The organism is Vibrio sp. DW001 (genome assembly GCF_029016285.1).
Taxonomy (GTDB): Bacteria; Pseudomonadota; Gammaproteobacteria; order Enterobacterales; family Vibrionaceae; genus Vibrio.
On sequence record NZ_CP091976.1, the window covers coordinates 738,565 to 760,047 of the forward strand.

The 21,483-nt window shown below is 41.1% G+C and carries 19 protein-coding genes; 12 read left to right on the forward strand and 7 right to left on the reverse strand.

Annotated elements, in window-relative coordinates:
• Positions 1 to 2: 2 nt before the first annotated feature.
• Both L3V77_RS20705 and L3V77_RS20710 read right to left on the reverse strand, forming a co-directional pair.
• Entirely contained in the window at positions 3 to 1,028 is a 1,026-nt protein-coding gene (locus L3V77_RS20705; RefSeq protein ID WP_275138126.1) for a TRAP transporter substrate-binding protein, read from the reverse strand.
• Positions 1,029 to 1,301: 273 nt separating this feature from the next.
• On the reverse strand, positions 1,302 to 2,471 hold the full coding sequence (locus tag L3V77_RS20710) for a p-hydroxyphenylacetate 3-hydroxylase oxygenase component (protein ID WP_195705825.1): 1,170 nt from the start codon (positions 2,469 to 2,471) through the stop codon (positions 1,302 to 1,304).
• A gap of 238 nt (positions 2,472 to 2,709) precedes the next feature.
• On the opposite strand from L3V77_RS20710, the gene hpaA reads away from it, so the two are divergent.
• From hpaA to L3V77_RS20740, 6 genes are all read left to right on the forward strand, one after another.
• Positions 2,710 to 3,606 carry a 4-hydroxyphenylacetate catabolism regulatory protein HpaA gene (gene hpaA, locus L3V77_RS20715; protein ID WP_275138127.1) on the forward strand — a complete coding sequence of 299 codons (897 nt, stop codon included), beginning with the start codon at positions 2,710 to 2,712 and terminating at the stop codon, positions 3,604 to 3,606.
• Positions 3,607 to 3,640: 34 nt separating this feature from the next.
• Positions 3,641 to 4,066: a homoprotocatechuate degradation operon regulator HpaR gene (gene hpaR / locus L3V77_RS20720; protein ID WP_275138128.1), complete on the forward strand. Its 426-nt coding sequence runs from the start codon at positions 3,641 to 3,643 to the stop codon at positions 4,064 to 4,066.
• 288 nt (positions 4,067 to 4,354) lie between these two features.
• On the forward strand, positions 4,355 to 5,065 hold the full coding sequence (gene deoD, locus L3V77_RS20725; protein ID WP_275138129.1) for a purine-nucleoside phosphorylase: 711 nt from the start codon (positions 4,355 to 4,357) through the stop codon (positions 5,063 to 5,065).
• Positions 5,066 to 5,119: 54 nt separating this feature from the next.
• The gene (locus tag L3V77_RS20730) at positions 5,120 to 6,589 is read left to right on the forward strand and encodes a lactate dehydrogenase (RefSeq protein ID WP_275138130.1); all 1,470 of its coding nucleotides are present in this window, start codon (positions 5,120 to 5,122) and stop codon (positions 6,587 to 6,589) included.
• 159 nt (positions 6,590 to 6,748) lie between these two features.
• Complete coding sequence (locus tag L3V77_RS20735) at positions 6,749 to 8,227, forward strand: hypothetical protein (protein ID WP_275138131.1); 1,479 nt, start codon at positions 6,749 to 6,751, stop codon at positions 8,225 to 8,227.
• On the forward strand, positions 8,220 to 9,803 hold the full coding sequence (locus L3V77_RS20740; protein WP_275138132.1) for a GGDEF domain-containing protein: 1,584 nt from the start codon (positions 8,220 to 8,222) through the stop codon (positions 9,801 to 9,803). The genes L3V77_RS20735 and L3V77_RS20740 overlap by 8 nt, the downstream gene beginning before the upstream one ends.
• A 14-nt stretch (positions 9,804 to 9,817) precedes the next feature.
• On the opposite strand, the gene L3V77_RS20745 is transcribed toward L3V77_RS20740, so the two are convergent.
• Complete coding sequence (locus L3V77_RS20745) at positions 9,818 to 10,705, reverse strand: DMT family transporter (protein WP_275138133.1); 888 nt, start codon at positions 10,703 to 10,705, stop codon at positions 9,818 to 9,820.
• 153 nt (positions 10,706 to 10,858) lie between these two features.
• Here L3V77_RS20745 and L3V77_RS20750 point away from each other — a divergent pair, with 153 nt between their 5' ends.
• The 4 genes from L3V77_RS20750 to nhaD all read left to right on the forward strand — a co-directional run bounded on the left by L3V77_RS20750 (position 10,859) and on the right by nhaD (position 15,479).
• A complete protein-coding gene (locus tag L3V77_RS20750) occupies positions 10,859 to 11,269 on the forward strand; it encodes a DUF3302 domain-containing protein (RefSeq protein ID WP_275138134.1) in 411 nt (136 codons plus the stop codon).
• Complete coding sequence (locus L3V77_RS20755; protein ID WP_275138135.1) at positions 11,269 to 12,399, forward strand: HlyD family secretion protein; 1,131 nt, start codon at positions 11,269 to 11,271, stop codon at positions 12,397 to 12,399. The genes L3V77_RS20750 and L3V77_RS20755 overlap by 1 nt, the downstream gene beginning before the upstream one ends.
• A gap of 260 nt (positions 12,400 to 12,659) precedes the next feature.
• Positions 12,660 to 13,682, forward strand: coding sequence for a GGDEF domain-containing protein (locus L3V77_RS20760; RefSeq protein ID WP_275138136.1), 1,023 nt, complete (start codon positions 12,660 to 12,662; stop codon positions 13,680 to 13,682).
• A gap of 357 nt (positions 13,683 to 14,039) precedes the next feature.
• On the forward strand, positions 14,040 to 15,479 hold the full coding sequence (nhaD, locus tag L3V77_RS20765; RefSeq protein WP_275138137.1) for a sodium:proton antiporter NhaD: 1,440 nt from the start codon (positions 14,040 to 14,042) through the stop codon (positions 15,477 to 15,479).
• Between the two features lie 42 nt (positions 15,480 to 15,521).
• Here the strand turns inward: nhaD and L3V77_RS20770 are convergent, their stop codons facing one another.
• On the reverse strand, positions 15,522 to 15,773 hold the full coding sequence (locus L3V77_RS20770; RefSeq protein WP_195705813.1) for a DUF3081 domain-containing protein: 252 nt from the start codon (positions 15,771 to 15,773) through the stop codon (positions 15,522 to 15,524).
• Positions 15,774 to 15,973: 200 nt separating this feature from the next.
• Here L3V77_RS20770 and L3V77_RS20775 point away from each other — a divergent pair, with 200 nt between their 5' ends.
• The gene (locus L3V77_RS20775; protein WP_275138138.1) at positions 15,974 to 16,840 is read left to right on the forward strand and encodes a glycerol kinase; all 867 of its coding nucleotides are present in this window, start codon (positions 15,974 to 15,976) and stop codon (positions 16,838 to 16,840) included.
• 123 nt (positions 16,841 to 16,963) lie between these two features.
• Here the strand turns inward: L3V77_RS20775 and L3V77_RS20780 are convergent, their stop codons facing one another.
• Positions 16,964 to 17,320 carry a YibL family ribosome-associated protein gene (locus tag L3V77_RS20780; RefSeq protein ID WP_195705811.1) on the reverse strand — a complete coding sequence of 119 codons (357 nt, stop codon included), beginning with the start codon at positions 17,318 to 17,320 and terminating at the stop codon, positions 16,964 to 16,966.
• 265 nt (positions 17,321 to 17,585) lie between these two features.
• On the opposite strand from L3V77_RS20780, the gene L3V77_RS20785 reads away from it, so the two are divergent.
• Positions 17,586 to 19,250, forward strand: a complete 1,665-nt coding sequence (locus L3V77_RS20785) for a methyl-accepting chemotaxis protein (RefSeq protein ID WP_275138139.1) — start codon at positions 17,586 to 17,588, stop codon at positions 19,248 to 19,250.
• 174 nt (positions 19,251 to 19,424) lie between these two features.
• On the opposite strand, the gene L3V77_RS20790 is transcribed toward L3V77_RS20785, so the two are convergent.
• Positions 19,425 to 20,297: an NAD(P)-dependent oxidoreductase gene (locus L3V77_RS20790; protein WP_275138140.1), complete on the reverse strand. Its 873-nt coding sequence runs from the start codon at positions 20,295 to 20,297 to the stop codon at positions 19,425 to 19,427.
• 403 nt (positions 20,298 to 20,700) lie between these two features.
• Positions 20,701 to 21,426: a YebC/PmpR family DNA-binding transcriptional regulator gene (locus tag L3V77_RS20795; RefSeq protein WP_275138141.1), complete on the reverse strand. Its 726-nt coding sequence runs from the start codon at positions 21,424 to 21,426 to the stop codon at positions 20,701 to 20,703.
• Between the last annotated feature and the right edge of the window lie 57 nt (positions 21,427 to 21,483).

Here is a 21,483-nt window from a genome sequence, read left to right on the forward strand (position 1 = left end):
GATTACAAGCCTTTGTTAATTTGCTCTTGGTAATAATCGAATGCTGCAGGGCCATCAACCTTGCGTTTCTTCGCTGTTTTATACCAGTCTTCAATAATAGCGGTTGTCATACCTTTTACTTCTGCTACGAGCTCTGGCGAAGCATCAGTAAACACATGACCACCTTCTTTAGCTTTGGTATAAGCATTATTATCGTAATCATCCATCATCTTACCGAATAGACGAGAGAGCTTTTCGCCCGATACGGCTTTAATCGCCTCTTGGTCTTTCTTTGAAACACCTTCTAGTGCATCGCGATTCATGACAATGGCAAAACTTCCGCGGTACAGACCACCTGGGAACATAAGTGTATTATTGGCAACTTCCGCTAGACGGAAGCTACTTAGAGCTTCTACAGGTAAGTAAGTACCAACAACAACACCTTGAGAAAGCGACTCATACACCTTAGTGGTAGAGATAAACACTGGCGTGACTTCCATCCCTTTCGCGATGGTAGAAATAACACCACCACCAACTCGGATTTTCTTACCTTTCAGGTCAGCGAGGGTTTCAACTTTCTCTTTAGTGATAAGCTGACCCGGACCATGCACTCCCATTGCCATAACTTCTACACCACGGTGTTCTTTACCCTGTTTAAGGTATTTTTCATAGGTGTTCCAATAAGCTTTCGACGCTAACTCAGAGCTCACACCTTCTTTAAAAGTAGGAATTTCCGGAAGCTGTGTTAATTTGAAACGTCCAGCTTTATGGCCGTGGAAAATCCACGTTACATCACCAATACCATCCGTAACGACATCAATTTGTGACGGTGGTGGAGCCAAATCATATTCAATTTTTACGGTTACACGACCTTCTGTCGCTTCTTCAATCCACTTGCCCCACGTTGGCCAAACGACCTTATTTATCCCGTGATTTGGCGAAGCCCAAGAGCTTATTTTTAGTATTTTCTCTGGTGCGGCATTAGCACCTGTTGAAGCGAGTAACAGTAAACCAGTGCTTACCATAAGGGATATTTTAGATTTGATCATGACACTTCCTTGTTTTACTTATCGTCGTTATTTTATTTATATTCGTTATCTAAATATCACTTTTTAGATACAATTCGATAACATGTTAATAATCTACCAAAAGACATTTAGTTAATATGTTAACAAGATCATGTTTGTAACATTTAGTTTACTTTTAGTAGGTAGACTTTAGTCTATATCCAAGTGGTGGTAACTAATGTAAGGCATTAAAAAAGCTCTACTTATTAACGGTAGAGCTTCGTTTATTGGCGCGAATAAAAATCTCTGTATCGATTACACCATCGTTGGGTCAGGTTCTAATCCCATCAACTCTCGCCCTAGAATTTGTGCACAAATATCATAATCAGTGTATGCATGCGCACCTGTCATATGCGAATCACGGAAGAGACGTTGAGCTTCATTGTCGAGGAACCAACTCATACCACCCATCGCTTCAAACAAACGATCCACAGCTTGAATACACATCTTCACTGCATACGCTTGGTTAGTGCGCCAATAGGTCAATGTCTCACGAGTTGGATATTCTTTACGCTCACCGTGCTCTTTATGATCTTGCCACGTTTTTTCTAACATGGCGCGAGCCGCAAATATTTGATGAGTCGATTCAGCAATACGCATGAGAGCTGGTGTCGCTGTCCCTGCATTCGCCCCGGTATAAGCGCGGACACGATTCTTAGTCTTCTCTTTGTAAGCAACCAACATACGCTCCGCAATGCCTAAGCTTATCGCTGCAAACCCGCAAGCAAAATATGGACGATAAGGGGTGTAGAAAATATCGCTATCTGGGTACAGACCAAAGCCCGCCGATTCGCCTTCCATCATGCCTTTCGCTGTCTCGATACGGTGATCAGGAATGAAAACATCTCTCAGTACTAATGTTTTAGTACCGCTCGATTTCATACCAGCGGCATGCCAGTCATCAGTAATTGTGTATTCATGTCTTGGTACCACACCAAAGCAGTAGACTTTGTTACCATCCGCATCAAGTCGGTGGAATCCGAGGATGGCCCAGTCAGCATGGTCGCATCCGCTGCTCCAGCGCATGTCTCCGTTAAAGATGACGCCACCTTCTGTGTTTTCTGTTTTACCAAACGGTGCGATACTACTGCTTGCTGTTGCATCCGGATTCTCTCCCCAAAATTCTTGCTGTGCTTTCTCAGAAAACATCGCCATTTGATGGCTATGCGTGGCAAGTAGGCTTCCGCCCCATGCTGTACCACCACATGCACCAGCAATCGCTGCGACACAATCGGTAAACTCAGGTAACGATATTTCAAGGCCACCATATTTTTTAGGTTGAAATGCTCGGAAAAACTTAATTTCTTTTAAGAGACGGATATTCTCTTCAGGTGGTGTTCGATCCATTTCAGCTTGAGCAGCATTGGCTGCAATCGTAGGTAGGATTTCTTTGATTTGCTCTAATAATGAGTTTTCACGTTTCATGGTTACTTCCTTTTAATCTTGCAACTTACCCAACAAATTCACCTAGTGGGTCGAAATAAATAATTTTGGCTTCTGAACATTTGTTATTATCATGTTAAATAAATAGTTATAAAATGGACTAAGCACGACAACAATTGCACTTTTCGCAGAAAGTAATTAACATATTAACTGTTTTGTACGAAAATGTGATCTGACACGGCAACACGAGTGATTACTAAACGTGAATTGGAGTTACAAGGTGGCTGGAGAAATCCCTAACATTATTATTGGGCAAGTTTACGATCAAAAGTACGCAGATGCGGAATTACATTTTGAATACTTGGACAATTTGGCGAGTTTCTTTGGTCGGAATATGCCTGTCCATTATCACGACCGATTTTATCAACTGCATATCGTAATGGAAGGAAAAACGCACGTTCATTTGGATGATAAACACTATTCTTTCAAAGGTATTACGTTGTTTTTCACCCCTCCAGCAGTCCCCCACTCTTTTGTGACCGAAGCGACCTCTACAGGGTATGTCCTCACTATTCAGCAGCAACTGGTTTGGCGACTTTTAGACATGGAGAGTGGGATAAACAATATTATGGTGGATCAAATGAAGCCATTTTGTACTAGGCTTGAAACAGACAATCCTATATTAGATTTTCTAACTCACCTGAAAAGAGAAATGGATTCTGGTGCGATGATGAAAGAGCGTGCAACTCAATCTATTTTGCAACTTGTACTTATCGAGGTAATGCGACTTTCTAATAGTTATAAGAGCGAGACCAGAAACCGCAGTGTGGATGTCACCATTTTTCATAATTTTAACCACCTTGTAGAGAATCAATACCACCAACATTGGGCATTAAGCCAGTACGCAGACAGTATAGGGATCTCTGTTTCTAGGCTTAATGATATCTGCCGTAGAGTCAGTGGGCTTTCCTCTAAAAAGATCATTATTGATAGGTTGATGCAAGAAGCAAGACGCCATTTACAGTTCACACCAAAAAGTGTGTCTGAAATAGGTTACGATCTTGGGTTTAGAGATCCAGCCTATTTTGCACGTTTTTTTAGAAAATACGCACAGATGACTGCAACGGAGTACCGCAATCATCTTCAAGATTCTGAATTAAAAACAACGTCTACTTAGAATTACGATCTATAAAAGACTAGAAAGGTAAAACATGACAAAATTTAAAGACTCTTTGCCACTGCAGTTGATAAAAGCGAGGGACGTAACCCTTGATTACTTTCGTCCTGTACTGTCAGCAAACGACTTAACAGTCCAACAATGGCGTGTGATGAGAATCATCTTTGCTTACGGCGAAATAGATTTTACGACTCTCGCGAGTGACTCTTGTATATTAAGCCCCAGTCTAACAGGCGTGATCAATCGATTAGAAAAACAAGACTATGTTTGCAAAATAAAATCGGAAGTTGATCAACGACGTGTCAATATTCGTCTCACCGACAAAGCAGAAAAGTTAGTGAAAAGAGTTCGTATCGATGTCGACAAGCAATATGTGTTATTAAAAGAAAAACTTGGTGACGAGAAATACAATCAGCTTACTGAATTACTTGAAGAATTAATTGATATCAGAGACAACTAATCGGTGACGACAGCAATAAATGGGCAGTGTGCTACCTTCCATTTTAAGGCCGTAACGCTGCTTTAGTTGGCCTAAAAACAAAAGCAAATCGATTGCTCTCTCTCATTCAACAGATTTAGTTATCAAATGGTCCAGCATATTAAATTCTCACAAATAATGTGATCTGGATCTCATGTGGATGGTTTTATTGCCGCTAATATTCAATTAAGCGAACAAATAATTTCAACATAATTAGTAATTGATAAATAAGTTACTAATTTTATCCCCATTTTAATCGGAGAAATCGACATGGCAACCCCACATATTAACGCTCAACTAGGTGACTTTGCAGAGACAGTTTTGATGCCTGGTGACCCACTACGTGCTAAGTATATTGCAGAAACATTTTTAGATGATGTGAAGCAAGTGTGTGATGTCCGTAATATGTTCGGTTATACCGGTACATACAAAGGTAAGAAAGTGTCTGTAATGGGCCACGGTATGGGTATCCCGTCGTGTTGCATTTACGTACACGAATTGATTGCAGAATTCGGTGTGAAAAACGTTATCCGTGTTGGTAGCTGTGGCGCGGTTCGTGACGACGTTAAATTAATGGACGTTGTTATTGGTATGGGTGCATCAACTGACTCCAAGGTAAACCGTATCCGATTTAACAACCATGACTTTGCGGCTATCGCCGATTTTGGTCTGCTTGAAGAAGCGGTAAAACAAGCTCGTATTCAAGACGTTCCAGTAAAAGTAGGTAACGTCTTCTCTGCCGATCTTTTCTACACACCTGAGGCCGATATTTTCGGAAAAATGGAAAAACTGGGTATCCTCGGTGTGGATATGGAAGCCGCAGGTATCTACGGTGTGGCAGCCGATCTAAATGCTAAAGCGTTAACGATTCTTACCGTATCAGACCACATTATTCGTGGCGAAAAGCTAAGCTCTGAAGATCGTCAAAAATCATTTAACGATATGATGATAGTTGCATTAGAAACTGCAATCAACATCTAATTTAATCGCTGTCAGTGTTTTCTGACAGCTCCAGTATTTCCTGAGGGGGCGATCGTGTCAAACGGCAAACTACCCAAGGATGCAGATGGTTTACAACTCAACTTTTGTAAAACATTGGCGTGTGATAACTTTGGTTTGAGTGATGCAGAACGATACGTTCTACAACACGTAAATCCTAAGCGTCCAACGATGGTTTGTCGGGAATGTGGTGCTTTCCCCCCCTTACTTAATAATCAAGAAGTCCTAAATGAACTGACGCGTCTACGCCAAGTTCATAGTGATGGACTTCCTGCTTGTCGCAACAAAGAGTGTTATAACTTTGGTCTTTCCGTTCATACCCATAAAAGCCTCTATCATGCTTTTGGATATAGCGGTGACAGGCAACGTTATCGCTGCAAAGAGTGCCAATCGACTTTTGTAGACAAGTGGTCCGGCGCGAACAACAAGCTTCAGCTTCAAGAAAATCTGCTCGGCCTTCTGTTTATGAGCTTTTCAGTCCGAGAAGTGTGCCGTAAATTACAGATTAACCCTAAAACCTTTTATGACCATGTAGACCATATTGCAAGTCGATGTCGCCGAAAGTTAGCGATGTTTGATGCTCGCTGGGTAAACCACGAAGAACATTATCACCTCGCTTCGCACTTTATGCCGTTACAACCAAAAAGCAATAATGGCGTGCTATGGTTTGCAACAGGCGAGGCCCAATCTGGGTATATTCTTTCCCAGCATATCAACTATTCAACAAATGAAGAGCCTACCGGCTCAGTAGATCATGACCCATATAGCTCTGCAGCTCGTTATGTGTCTCGAAGCTATCTATCCGAAGCGAATATAGACATTAAGGTTAAGTCCCACGATCTGCGCGAACGTATTGATGAAAAATATCAGGTGATTCTTGCTAGAGGAAATGTGGAAGATCCTATGGGTAACATGACACGTTTTGATTATCCGTCAAAAGGAGCGCTTATTCGCGCACCCTATACCTCATATGCGCACTTTTTGCATATCCTCGAGATGTGTAATGACGACAAACGTATCTCCATATACCTCCCTCAAGACCCTGTGTTACGCTCAGCAGCTGTGACTCTATGTTTGAAAAGAATTCAGCGTCAAAATGTTGACCTTATGTACGTCGAAGAGGATGAAAGCTGGGATAACAGTAAAGCTCTTGAAAAAATTGATATTATTCATATGGGTTGGTGGAAAGATCGTTGGGCCATGTCATTTCAAGAAAACGCAAGTAAGGGAATATGTTACTTAGCAGGTGACAACCCTTCGCCCGACCATTGGTTTCACAAGGCCAGCATACGAAACACCAAGTTTTATCAAGATCGTTTCCAAACCTTATTTGGGAGTTTTATTAACGAACCACGCAGAAAACTCAGACCCGGTGGCATTCTGCCAATGTTGGACATATTTAGAGCATGGCATAATTTATGCTACCAAGATAAGGATGGGAATACACCAGCTCAAAGACTTGGATTAACCGATCATCCACTGACTTTAAAGCAGTTGCTTTCCTAATGAGATCTCTGTTTACTATATAATCGCTTTGCTAGATTGTGAGTCTGCGCTAACTTTTATAGAAATGCGAATCGATTATTGTGTTTTAATTAGTGATTCCTGCCAAAGTATTCATATAATGAGTACGTTGTTTATGTAATTAACATCATGGACTTAGCCTTGGATAAAGCCCACGCCGTTCTAGAAAACGAAATCGAACAGCTCGCCTCACGAATTGAAGCCGAGCCTGAGACTGTATTGCAGCTAGCAAAACAGTCCTTAGTTAGAGCCGATCAAGTTTTGTACCCTGAAGGGGGTATCAAGACTGCGATCCTGATTTCTCGATGTTATTGGTACCTGATGGATTACACTCAGGGTCTCAAAGCGATTAAAGATGCCCACGCGAGGCTGAACCGACTCGATACTGATCTATTCCTTCCTGAAATTTTACATGTGCACGCCTTACAGTTCTGGGGCCAAGCAAAATATTACTCTGCTCAACAATTTTGGATAAACGCGCTAGAACAAGCCGCACTAGTTGGTGAGACTGTCATTGAGATTGAGAGCCTTATCGGCCTCGGAAACGTATGGCGGGTAACCAATGAGCATAAATTGGCCATGTCTACCCACTCATTAGCGGTCAATGTGGCAAACAATGCCCGCATAAATTGGCTAGAAGGCAAAGCAAGGATTTTACTCGCAAGAGACTATTATCTGCTCAACAACTATATCGCGATGCTTTCTGTATTAGATACGGCTGAAGAGGTACTACAGCACAATAGCAATGCCACTTGGAAAGCGGAAATATGGGAATACCGAGGGTTAGCGCTGCTCGGATTAGAAAGGGTTAAAAACGCAGAAGAGGCAACGCTCAAAGCGTATGACCTTGCGATGAAACACAACCTATTTTGGTTGCAAACTCAAGCTTACATTAACCGAGCGCGGCTAGAACTTATTCGTAATAACCTGAGTGATGCTAAACAACTCTTAAGTAAAGCTGAAAAAGCGGCAAAAGAGTTCCAAGATGGTGATTTGCTCGCACAGATTTGCTACCAACAATCTGCGGTTGCAGAAAAACAAGGTGACTTTCAAGACGCGCTGGATTCCTTTCAAAAATATCGACGATACTCGATTAAGTTACTAAAAGATAAAACCAATAGACTCGGCTTGGATAAAGCTCGTGCATCTAAAAGGCAACTGGATAATCGCGCTCGTAAATTAATTAACCGAATCAGACGTCAGGTCGAATTCCATCACGGTGAAAAAGGCTACTCCAATTTAGTTTCAGAAACCTATTGGTGGGAGCAAATGGTTCTGTTTAAGAGCGAACTAAAAGCATCGACTCATGCCATCATTCTTATTCAACATGACAACGCAGCATACCTTGAAGTCTGTATTGAAATAGCGCAATGTCTCTGCAATCGAAATGACCTTATCTCACGTTTGAGTGAAGATAGGATTGGTATGTTAGTAGCCGAAAAAGGAGAACAAGCAGAAGCGCTTTTCCAGTTCATCCTTCAAACACTAAATAACTACCCTTGGGATCGACGAGGACTAACGGGTCAAATACCCGTCGCCGTCCTACACGACATACTTTCTTTCCCGTTTACATTAGAGCAGCTCGAAGATCAAGAGCAAATGGATAGTCAAAATGGATAAACTTCTCAGTAAAGTATCCGATGCGGGTTTAGACCCTTCTTCTGTTACCGGTGAAGAAGCCATAATTTTCTGGGATCACGTCCGTAATCATGTTGCAGCATCTCAAAATGAGAAAGCACACTGCTTCCTCATAAGCGCTGAATACAGAAGTTTACTCAATCAACATCGACAAAGCATATCTGAACTCAAAAACGCATTAGATCTTTTAACACTGCCGAACGATGTTGAAGAGATCATCACAATAAAAACCAGCTTGAGTGAAAGGCTTGTCAATGCAGGGTTATATGATGAAGCTCTTAAAGAGTTTGTTGATCTTTCCTCTCTTGCGGTGGAATACAGCTCGATAGATGAATATGCCATCGCGGTTTTAGGCATGGGCAGTCTGTGTGATGCTTATGGTGATCACGCGAAGGCTTATCGCTATTATCAAAAAATAGACAGCATTGATCATGCCATTAATAGCCGTTCTTTAAGGCTACGCTGTAAACTCAATATGGTGGCATGCCTAATATCACTAAATCGTATTACGTCCGCAAATGAGCTTCTAAAAGAGTGTGAAGAGCTCAGTATTTTAGTCAGCGATAAAGGGCTAGCTGGTCAGATCATTCTTTATCAGGCAAAGTTACTTAGTCGCCGTAAAGAGCATCATCAAGCATTGGCCACACTGGCTAAGTCCTATTACTTGATTCACCGATCGAAATCTCATTGGTTAGCGAATATGCTTCGTCTTGAGCAAGCTCACAACTTAACTGAGTTGGGTAAAACCGATTATGCGAGCATCATTCTAAGAAGCACGACCAAGAAAATCCAGCAAACCTCATCACCTTTATTATTGCAAGAATTGTATGATTCTATGAGTCATGTTTTTCGCAATCAAGGTCAGTATCAAAAAGCATTAACCTTTGAGAAACTGGGTTATAGAGTATCGACCGATTTGATCAAAAGCATCCCAATTACGGATCTTGGCTCCCACCAGTTGCGTCGATTGTCTCGCTTCGAGCTACAGCTAAAACTCATTATGTCTGAACAAGAAAATAAAGAGCTAAAAGAAACAACTGAGAGCCAAAAAGATGCGGTAGCCAAGCTTCAACAAGACGTATTTACCGATCCGTTAACTGGACTACATAACCGTCGTTGGTTAGATGTAAAACTGAAAGACCTGTTACTGCACGACACTCCGTTTGCATTTTTGGTTATTGATATAGACCACTTCAAATCAGTCAACGATGAACTTAGCCACCTAATTGGTGATAAAGCCATTGTATGTGTCTCTTCTGAGCTTAAATCTCACTTTAGATTTAAGGGGGCATCATGTGTGCGCTTTGGCGGCGAAGAGTTTCTCGTTATCTTAGAGCACGCCACCACAGAAAGAGCGGTAATGCACGCAGAGCACTATCGAGAGCATATCTATGGTTATGGCTGGAGTGCCATACTGGGCGAACGTGGGTTAACCGTCAGTATCGGTATCACACTACATCGAGATGGCGAAAACACTCAAAGAACATTCTATCGCGCAGACAAAGCGCTATATAAGGCAAAAGCTAATGGTAGAAATCAAGTCTGCCTTGAAGATTAATCCGTTCTATTCCATCACAGAAAGAAAAGAGAAATTCCAAATAACGCACCTAATGTGCCAATAACATTTTTCTTGGTTATTGGCTCACCATTCCACGCATAGATCATCAAAATAAACAACGGACTCGTCGCGATTAACGTTTGTGCTACGGCAGGGTTAGCGTGCTTTAAGGCTATCTGTTGTAGCCATAAAGCTAAAAATGTACCGACAAAGATAGCCGCTAAAAGCCACCTTCTATCTCTGCTTTTAAGCTGCTTCAATTTAGCCAACATCGAAGCCACTGGGCGTTTTTCAACAAAAACCACCACCACAAACACCACCATAACCCCGATGCTCAAACGGATCAGCGCGCCTAATAAAGGAGGAATATCTCCAGCAACCAATGCATAGTGAGAGATGACAACCCCTGTCGCCTGACACACACTCGCGAGCAACCCAAAACCGATACCACTAATAGAGGTTGGTTGATTATTCACATTGGGTTGAAAAATAACGTAGGTCACCGCAACTGTCGTGACAAAGACACCTAACCAACTCTGCCCACTAAGTGCACTGCCAAGCACCATTAAAGCCAAAATCCCAGATAAAGGTGGCGCAAGAGATTCCAGTAAAAGCGTTTTGTTGGCACCTATTCGTTTCAGAGCCGCAAAATAAGCGCTATCACCAATAGCGATACCAATAACGCCCGATATCGCCAGTATCCAAAAATGCGACGGACTCAGTACAAGTTCAGGAAGAGGCAGTACAGGAAGAACGAACAACATCATAGTAGAAGCGGCGATACCTTTTACAATATTCATCTGCATCGCACTAAATTTATGACTAAACTGGCTATAAATCCATGTCGCTACCGCCCATGTCAAAGCAGCAAATATGGCCGCAATTTCTCCTATATATTGCAATAGAATCCCTTATTTTTATTAATTAAATCAATCATAAATATTCAAAAACATTACTATAATAACTATAAATGATACGGTTTTCTCTGTTAAACTAGAAATTAAACATAAACGTAACTTTAATAGTAAAGTATTAACAAACACAAGGAATAGACAATGCTTGAGACCGTGGCGCTAGTTATACTGGTGTGTGTTGTTTTGATTGTTTTTTACGGTATTATCGTTATACACGATATCCCCTATGAGATAGCCAAAGAAAGAAATCACCCTCATCAAGATGCCATCCACATATCTGGTTGGGTAAGTCTATTCACCTTACATGTGTTATGGCCTTTTTTGTGGATATGGGCAACGCTATGGAGAGAAGATCGAGGTTGGGGGTTTACCAAACTCATTGAAGAGCAACACGACCTAGAACATAAGATCACGCTGTTGTCCGATCAAATAGCAACGCTCCAAAACCAAGTGAGTCAATTGCAAAATGATAGAACTACTCCGAAGACAATGCCCGCAAAAGAACCTTCTGTTCAAGAAGGTAATAATACAAATCAGGAGCAGTCTAACTGATGGAAATACTACTGATACTGACTTATACCGCATTGTGTATTGCGATATTTAAGATATTCAAAATTCCTCAAAATAAATGGACCATTCCAACCGCGGGACTCGGTGGTATCGTTATAGTCGGTTTTCTTACTCTGGCTATGAACTATAACCACCCGTTTACCTCTACAGGCGGTCAAGTATTTACCACTACTCCAATCGTGTCTAGTGTGCGAGGTAAAGTTATTGAGGTTCCTATTGAGGCCAATAAGCCGATCAAGAAAGGAGACATCCTATTCAAAATAGATCCAACGCCATTTGAAGCAGATGTCATCAACAAGCTTGCCCAATTAGCAGCAGCAGAACAGAACGTCTTACAACTGGAAGCCATTTATCGTGGCGCTCAGGCAACAAGCCTCCAAGCCGCCGCGCAACGAGATAAACTTGATAGAGAATACAAAAGATACGCTGCTGGTTATAAAAAAGGCGCATTCACCGCTCAACAAGTGGATACTCGTCGCCAATCTTATTTGGCTTCAGAAGCCGCATTACTCGCCGCTAAAGCAAGTGAAAGCCAAGCAAAACTAGCCTTTGAATCACAAATAAACGGTGTGAATACCACTGTTGCCAGCGCACAATCTGAATTAGAACAATCTCAGTTCAAACTCGACGAAACGGTTGTGCTCGCTCCTACAGACGGCTATGTATCTCAAGTAGCATTAAGGCCTGGTATGATGGCGGTACCATTGCCGTTGGTTCCTGTAATGACATTTGTCCACTCTGAGGAAAAATTTTATATCGGAGCATTTAGACAAAACGCGTCACAGCGATTAAAACCAGGATATGAAGCTGACTTTATATTTCGCGCCTTACCAGGCAGAGTATTCCAAGGTGAAGTCATCGAAATGTTACCCGCGATCGCGGAAGGGCAAGTACAAGCTAACGGTTCATTAATCAGTAGCGAAACGCTGGATACTGGGGGTCGACTATTAGTTAAACTGAAGGTCCACGATGACCTATCTGAATTTAATCTTCCACTTGGTAGTGCCGCGGAAATTGCTGTTTATTCAGAGCACCTAGAGCATGTTTCAATGATGCGGAAAATTTTGATTCGCATGAAAAGCTGGCAAAACTATTTGTACCTAGATCACTAAACTATTTATCAATCATTCTTGAAATGTATTGTGTTCAAAATCCGCTTGATACAAGCGGATTTTTTTTCCCTAGATTAGGGATAGTTAGAAGTATCAGTAACAAAACTATTCGTAATTATCAATAATGAAGTGGTAATCCATTTGAAGATGACTTTTTTTCGAGTTTATTGGTCATCAAACAGGACACTATTGTATAAATTCGCTAACATAAAGAATAATGGTACAAATTTATAACTACCTCGAATCAGTTTGGTTAAAAAATGACAAAAGAAGACTTCCAAAAAGCGGCTGAAATACTCAGGACCGCAGTACCTTTAATGATCAAACATCAGGTACCGACAACACCACCAAATTATGCTTTGTGGTACACCTATGTTGAAGAAACGCAACCAAAGCTTAATGTTGAATTAGACGAGATCATCGCTGAGTACGGCGTTTGTCTCCCAAGCCACAATAAAAGCCTTTATAAAAGATACATCGCAGGGAAAACAGAATCCGATATACACGAGTTAAGGTCTAACTTAGAGATTCTGGTTAACGAGATCTTTCTTTCCATGAAAGACACCCTTGCCGATACAAGTTCGTTTGAGAAATCGATTGAAAAAAGTTTCTCCAATCTCGAGAAAATTGATCACGAAGGGCTCACATTCGATGAGCTGCTTTCACTTGTTAGAAAGTTTGTCAATGAATCAGAAGCAATACGAAGTTCTACTAGCCACTTCAACGAGCAACTTAATACCGCAAGTTCAGAGATATCCAACCTACGAGAAAAACTGGAAAAAGTTCAAAAAGACGCACTTCACGATAGTCTGTCTGGACTGTTGAACCGAGGTGCTTTTGATAAAGATATCGCCGCCTATTGTGCCTCAGAACAATCCTATCCTCTCTGCTTAGTTTTAATTGATATCGATAGCTTTAAGAGTTTAAACGATGACTATGGCCATGTATTTGGTGATACGGTGATTAAATCCATCGCAAAACGCCTACAATCTAGCTGTAGAGATGGCATTGCCGCTTACCGTTATGGTGGCGAAGAATTTGCTCTACTTATACCCAATAAACCACTTAGAATTGCAAGGCAATTTGCTGAGACCGTTCGTCGCTCTATAGAACGAATTTCCGTCAAAGATAAACGTTCTGGTGAGCAAGTTAAAAATATTTCAGCTTCTTTTGGGGTTGCTCAATTCGAAGAGACAGAAAGCCCTATCTCTTTAATAGATAGTGCAGATCAACAACTGTATAAAGCGAAAAGCTTAGGCAAAAATAGAGTCATGCCTATCTAAACGTTTTGTTACGTCATTAAAGAGCCTACTTATGGCTCTTTTTTTTTGCCCGCTTAGCAATAAAGATATAGCAGGTAATAACACAACACTACCCACTTCCGAATGAAGGTTTTCATACAGCCAATAATACGATATCCACCCATTTAATTCACAACGACGATCATTCCTCACCCTGTATAGAATTGAGCTAGGTTGGCGACCAAAGAGTAGAAACTTAACGGACTAATGTCACAATTTAGACCATTGTTAACAAACTATTTCTTTTTATTCCTATTAGTTAGCGTTTTTTCTCCTGACGTTGTTGTTTCATTGTCTAAACTAGAATTAAAGTATTTTATGATGGAGTCAGTGGAACTTATGAAACTAAAACCAACATCTTTTTTCATCCTCTTTTATTTCATTTCTCTTCCCACCAGTGCAGCAGAATCAACTGGTCATGTTATTGAAGGACTAACTTCATCAACCGTTGGCTATGCCTCTTTAGTTATATTTACGATAGCTTACAGCTTAGTCATGGCGGAAGAGTACCTACAGCTGAGAAAGTCAAAACCTGTGTTACTGGCTGCAGGCCTAATCTGGATAATGATCGGTTATGTCTATCAACAACATGGTCAAATAGAAGTCGCCAAGCAAGCAATAGAACACAACTTGTTAGAGTACGCAGAACTTTTGCTATTCTTATTAGTGGCGATGACCTACATCAGTGCGATGGAGGAGAGACGCCTATTTGATGTACTGCGGTCATGGATGGTCGGGAAAGGTTTCAATCTAAGAACACTTTTTTGGTTAACAGGGATCCTGTCATTTTTCATATCTCCTATCGCGGATAATTTAACCACAGCATTGCTAATGTGTGCTGTGGTTATGAAAGTGGGTGGAAATAACACTAAATTTATCAACATTGCCTGTATCAACATAGTCGTCGCAGCAAACGCAGGTGGCGCATTCAGCCCTTTCGGCGATATCACTACTTTGATGGTGTGGCAGGCTGGTTTAGTCTCATTCTCACAATTTTTAGCACTCTTTATTCCTTCCGTTGCCAACTATCTCATCCCGGCTCTGGTGATGTCCTATTTTGTTCCGAAAGATCAGCCAGAAGCCATTCATGAATACGTTGAACTGAAAAGAGGTGGGAAACGAATCGTTGGCTTATTCTTACTCACTATTTTAACGGCGGTAGGTTTTCATGGACTCTTACACTTTCCTCCAGTGATAGGCATGATGATGGGCCTTGCCTATCTACAATTTTTTGGGTTTTTCTTACGCAAAACACTGCCCGCTTCTATCGCTAGAAAAAAAGCCAAAGCCGTTGCTGCACATGATGAAGCAGCACTGAAAAGATTGGGTTCAATTATTCCATTCGATGTATTCAGGCGAGTATCTCATGCCGAGTGGGACACACTTTTGTTCTTCTATGGCGTAGTAATGAGTGTCGGAGGTTTGAGCATACTTGGCTATCTAGGCCTAGTCTCCGATATCATGTATAACCAATGGGATCCGGTTTGGGCTAATGTGGTCGTTGGATTACTCTCTGCCGTGGTCGATAACATTCCCGTCATGTTCGCTGTACTCACCATGGATCCAGACATGTCTTTAGGAAATTGGTTGCTTGTAACGCTAACTGCCGGTGTTGGTGGTAGCCTACTGTCCATCGGTTCAGCAGCAGGTGTTGCCTTAATGGGAGCCGCTCACGGCAAATACACCTTCTTTGGACACCTAAAATGGACACCGATAATTGCTATCGGATACATAGTCAGTATCGGCCTACACTTACTAATTAACAGTGCAAGTTTCTGATAGGCTAACCGATTAAGTAAGTAAGCACTGTAAAGTTAGTGCTTACTTACTTAATGTATCTACTTTTTTCAGAAAACTGTCTCTCAGATGTTCCTGATCATATTCAAGATGATAGGTATTGTGGAATCCAACCTTGAGCTCGACGCCATTACCACGAATAAAAACATTATAGCCGTCGTAATCAGAGTAGGCTTCTAGCCCTTCATACATTTTTCCGAATTCAGTCGGCGTACCATTGTTCATCACCATTTCGTACGCGCGCAATACTTTGCTAGGATCCAGTTCATTTTTCACAATAAATACCCTATTAATATGAAATGCAGATAAAATAAGTATGGTAACGACTAACCGAATTTGCCATTGAATCATCTATTTTTAACCCACAATTTTCATTGCTAAACAGAACGTAAGTTAATTCATAACGTTAGTATTTTATGATAGCGTTTAGATCACTCAGTTTTTTACGCTCAGTTAATTTTTAGGAAAGATTTACTATGCAAGACAAGATCTCGACGACCAACTTAGCAAAACAGAATAACGTAGAATCAAAGGCGTTATTTTCTGAGTTTAACCAGTATGGCTATATCGTCAGACATGAAAATAAATGGTTATTGACCGACTTAGGTAAGCGTTTTGGTGGCGAGTACGTTACACATGCAGAATACGGACAATTTATTGTCTGGCCTAAAGACGTTGTTATTGATAAAAACTTGAGCGCTGGAGCGAGATTAACCGCGACACAAGTAGGTGACAAAGTGGGTCTACACGCAAAAAAAATCAATCAAATTTTGAATGAATTAGGCTGGATAGATAAAACAGCAAGTGGATGGGTACTATCTGAGCTTGGTCTAAGAGCGGGTGGTGAACAGCGAGAGGACAAAAACACCTCAGCTCTTTATACATTGTGGCACGATACGATACTTAAGAATCGCAATTTCAAAAACTCCATTCGAGAGTTCTCGGGGGCAGATTCTGATTCTCTCTCAACCGACAAATCTTTTTCAAGTTTTAAACAGAAGTTTGAGGCTAAGCATAGAACCTCGGATGGTCATTATGTGCGTTCTAAAGGTGAGTTAATTATTGATAACTGGCTTTATATGGCAGGGTTAGTCCACGCGTACGAGAGAAAGCTTCCAATAGAGGAAGAGTTTACCAGCAACTTTTATCTTCCTAACGGCAAGGTTTATATTCAGTTTTGGGGAAGTGATACAGGACCAATTGATGCAATAACGAAACAGAAAAAGCGCCTTGCCTATACTGATCATGGTTTCAATTTAATTGAGATAGAAAGCGATGAGATTGATAAACTTGACCAATTGCTTCCCCATGCCTTAAGAAAGCTGGGGATTAAAGCTCATTAAATCCGTTATTATTTTTAACATATTGGTTATAGCAGAAGTACGTTTAACGAAACAACGTATAAAAAAAGCAGCGTTAATGAAGTGACCCCATAAATGCTGCTTTTTTTATATATCGATCAGAAATCAAAACTCTTTAGGTGCAAACCCTGTTACTGCGTCTAGTTTTAACTCTTTGCCGAGTTTAGTGAGTGGGTGAACAACCACAATACCTTTGATTTTCTTCTTAAATAGCCCCAAATCCGCTTGTTCTTCTTTGGTCAGCTCTCGTTGAAAAGGCATATCAAGTAGACTTTTACGCTCTTTGTTAAGGTCATAACTTTGCTTATGCTTTATCTGATTAAGCTTTTTATTTAGTTGCTCTACTTCTTTCTCAAATTGAGCGATAACTGGCTGATCTCGTCTAGAAACCGCTGCACTCAATTTATTTTTACACTTATCTAGACGATCATTCAGTTGTTGTATCTCTTTCTTAACGCTCATTTGTCTGCACCTATAAAAAATCAACGCTCTTTCTACCACTATCTAGCCAAAAAATGAATAACTATTTCACGACCTTAACCATTCTTTTTAAATTCTGGTAAAGAAATCCCAATCAATCAACTGGTTGCACTAGATCAATAATAGCTAAAGATTTTGGCCTGATCGTCGATAACAATACATGCAACATATATCTGCATAACGCCGAATATATTCGCTACAACTACTAAATGCACCTATCAGTACCTGTCAAATTGAGTTAATCATTATGAATATTACGATAAAGACGAGATTATACATTTTAGCCATCCTTCCGTTACTGATTATTGCAATTGGGACCATGTACTTTACCCGCGTTGAACTTTTCAACCTAAATCAAGCTCACATGGACTCATCAAGAGCTTACATGACTGATAACAAGAAGATTGAATTAAAATCTTACATGGAAATAGTAGATTCTGTACTCGGCCCGTTAAAAGAAAGTAACGCGCCAATTGAAGATGTCATATCTGAGCTTTCCCGAATTAAGTTTGGTGAAAATGGATATGTATATGGCTATAACAGTAAGGGTGACCGATTGTTGTTAGGCCAAAGCACCAGTGGTATAGGCAAGAACTATTGGAATCTAAAGGACGTTAATAACTTCCTTTTACTGCAAGATATTATTAAACAAGGGACAAGTGGTGGTGGCTATACAACCTACTACTTTCCAAAACCAGGTGAGAATGAAGCATCGCCGAAATTGGCCTATTCAATCTATGTATCTAAATGGGATCTAGTTATTGGTACGGGCTTTTATATTGATGATATTGAAGCAACGGTTGTCGACATGGAAAAGACATCTCAAGTTCTTGTCGACGATGCTTTAATCGGCATAGGTATAGCGACGTTTATCATCGTGATCATTGCTGGTCTATTTGCTGTATTTGTAAATCAGAGCATTATTCGCCCTCTTAACGCCTTCGATCGTTCTATTGCCTCGTTTGCGAATGGTGATGCCGACTTAACGGCAAGAATGGAAGAATTTAAGATCCCTGAGTACAACCGTCTAGGCAACAATTTTAACTTATTTGTCGCAAGCCTTCAGTCAATCATCAAAAACGTCACTTTAGTCAGCGGTGAAGTCGTCAGCGAAACCAGTAACATGATAGGTAGAGCCACGCAGGTAGATTCGTTGGCAAGCCAGCAACGAGAAGAGACCGAGCAAGTAGCGACTGCAATGACAGAGATGACAATGACAGCAACTGAAATTTCGAGTAATGCAGTTCAAGCGGCAGAGTCAGCGAAGGAAGTTGAAGGCAGTGCTCATAAAGCAATGGAAATCGTAGTATCTGCCGCTCATTCGGTGGAATCATTAGCCAATGACGTTGAACAAGCCAACGAGGTCGTCTCCAAATTGGAAGGCGATGTGAAGAATATCTCAACGTCATTAGAGGTGATTCAAGATATCGCTGAACAGACTAACCTTCTCGCTCTGAATGCTGCGATCGAAGCCGCACGTGCTGGCGAACAAGGTCGAGGCTTTGCTGTTGTAGCAGATGAAGTTCGTAAGCTTGCAAGCCGAACACAAGAGAGCACACTCGAAATCCATCAGATGATTAATCAGCTTAAAGCCGCTTCCGATGCCGCGGTACAAACCATGGATAAGAGCAAATCTAAAAGTGCAGACACCGTGGCAGAAGCTAACGCGGCAAGTAATGCGTTAAGCAAGATACAAGAATCGATCAATGTCATCATGGACATGAATGAACTCATAGCGACGGCAACAGAAGAGCAGAGTCAAGTGGGCCATGAGATATCTGAACGCGTTGTTATTATTTCTGATAAGAGCCATCAATCGGCACAGTTTGCCAAGGAAAACCAAGCGGGTAGTGGTCAATTAAATACCAAGGCGACGGAACTGTCTCATCTCGTTGGTCGATTCACGGTCTAATTTTTTACAGTGTAAATCGTTATCTGAAATGCCGTTATTCCCATGAAAATGGGAATCTGGAATAAGTACATCGTTCTGATGGTTTCCATACATTAAAGGCGAGGGCTTAGAAGAGAAAACTATATTTAACCACTTTCTAAGAAGGTGGTTAAATATTCCGACGTAGAGCAATAACTAATTGGCTTCTTTTTCTATCGCAGTCATTAATACTGAGGTATCCATCCTACCCAACCCCTGCTCAGACAGTTCTTCATATTGTTTAATTATTTTGTTGGTTAACGGCAGAGATATACCTTGTCTATCTGCTTCATCTAAACAAAAACCTAGATCTTTGATCATCCAATCAATAGCAAAACCAAAATCAAAGCTACCTTGTGCCATCGTGGTTGCACGATTTTCCATTTGCCAAGAGCCCGCGGCGCCGTTTTTCAAACAGTCGACGAGTGTCGGAATATCCAATCCTGCTTTTTCAGCGAGTATCAACCCTTCCGAAAGACCATTAAGTACACCAGCGATGCAAATCTGGTTCACCATCTTAGCACGTTGACCTTGACCAACTTCCCCCATCAAAACCGACGATTTTCCATAGGTATTGAATATAGGTTGTAACGTATCAAAAATCGCTCTATCTCCACCGCACATGATGGTTAGAACGCCATTCTCAGCTCCGGCTTGCCCACCTGATACTGGTGCGTCCATAAATGTAATTCCAGCTGTCTGACAAGCTTTTAAGAGCTCCTCAGCTAGATTTGCTGACGTCGTCGTATGGTCGATCAAGATCGCGCCTTGTTTCATGGCAGAGATTGCACCACTACTGGCTGTAATAACACTGCGCACATCGTCGTCATTCCCCACACAACTTATAACCACATCCGCGTTTTGCACGCATTCAGAAACAGTGGCCTTATAATTACCACCGTACAATTTGGTCCAATCCTGTGCCTTCCTTGTCGTACGGTTATATACGGTTACGTCGAATCCTGCCGTTTGAAGATGTCCAGCCATGGGGTAACCCATAACACCCAATCCAATAAAACTAATCTTCATTACATTTCCTTATTTTAAGCTGAACAATGGAATAACACGTTAACAAAGCCATCAACATTATTCATCCTTTTCTCTTCAATCTCCGCAAAAAGAGAGCAAAAATTCAGTTTTTAATTAACTATGCTTAATCAATAAGTTAGTTAACCCATCTTTAGATTCTACGGAAACATGATCAGGGCTGCCATGTAACAAAGCTTTCCAGACAATGAACAAAGCTAAGTACGTTCGAGATCAACATGCTGATCATTAAAACCTCTTATACCTAACAATGGGCATCCACTACCGCCATACAACGAATTCAGTTTCAATGTAAACCATGCCATTTACTTTCGTTCGAAGATAAAAAAACCGAGCATGATTAATTAGCTCGGTTTTTTTGTTGTAATAGCCTACAAGTACAATTCTATTCTGCGTCTAACTCAGCATTGTGATAGACCTGTTGTACGTCATCGCACTCGTCAAGTAAATCTAAGAACTTCTGAAACTTGATCGCATCGTCACCGGTGATAGGTGTATTTGTTTGGGAAACAAAGGTGATTTCTTCAACATCAAGAACAAGGTTTGCAAACTCGCTGTTTAAGGCTGTTTTTACCTTGAAAAATTCAGTATGCGGCGCGAATACAGTAATGACACCGTCTTCTAATTCGATGTCGGTTACATCAACATCTTGCATCATTAATGCTTCTAAAACGGCATCTTCATCATCACCGTTGAATTGAAACACTGCCTGATGATCGAACATATGTGCCGTGGTGCCTGGACTACCAATTTTAGCACCTGTTTTTACAAAGCACTGACGTACATCTTGAAAAGTACGGTTTCCATTATCGGTTAGGCAATCCACTATGACGCTTGCACCACCAGGGGCAAAACCTTCGTAACGAGCGGCTTGGTAATCTTCACCACCACCACCCGTTGCTTTATCAATCGCTTTGTCTATTACATGTGCTGGTACTTGATCTTTCTTTGCTTTAGCGATCAAGTGTTTTAGAGAGAGATTCATGTCCGGATCACCGCCGCCATTTTTGGCGCTCATGTAAATCTCTTTACCATACTTGGAATAAACTTTTATTTTCGCGCCTTGTGTTTTTGCCATTGAGGCCTTGCGCACTTCAAAACTTCTTCCCATTGGGGTCTTCTCTCTGCTTCAATTTATTTGACGAATTTTAGCAAAATGTAAATTCAA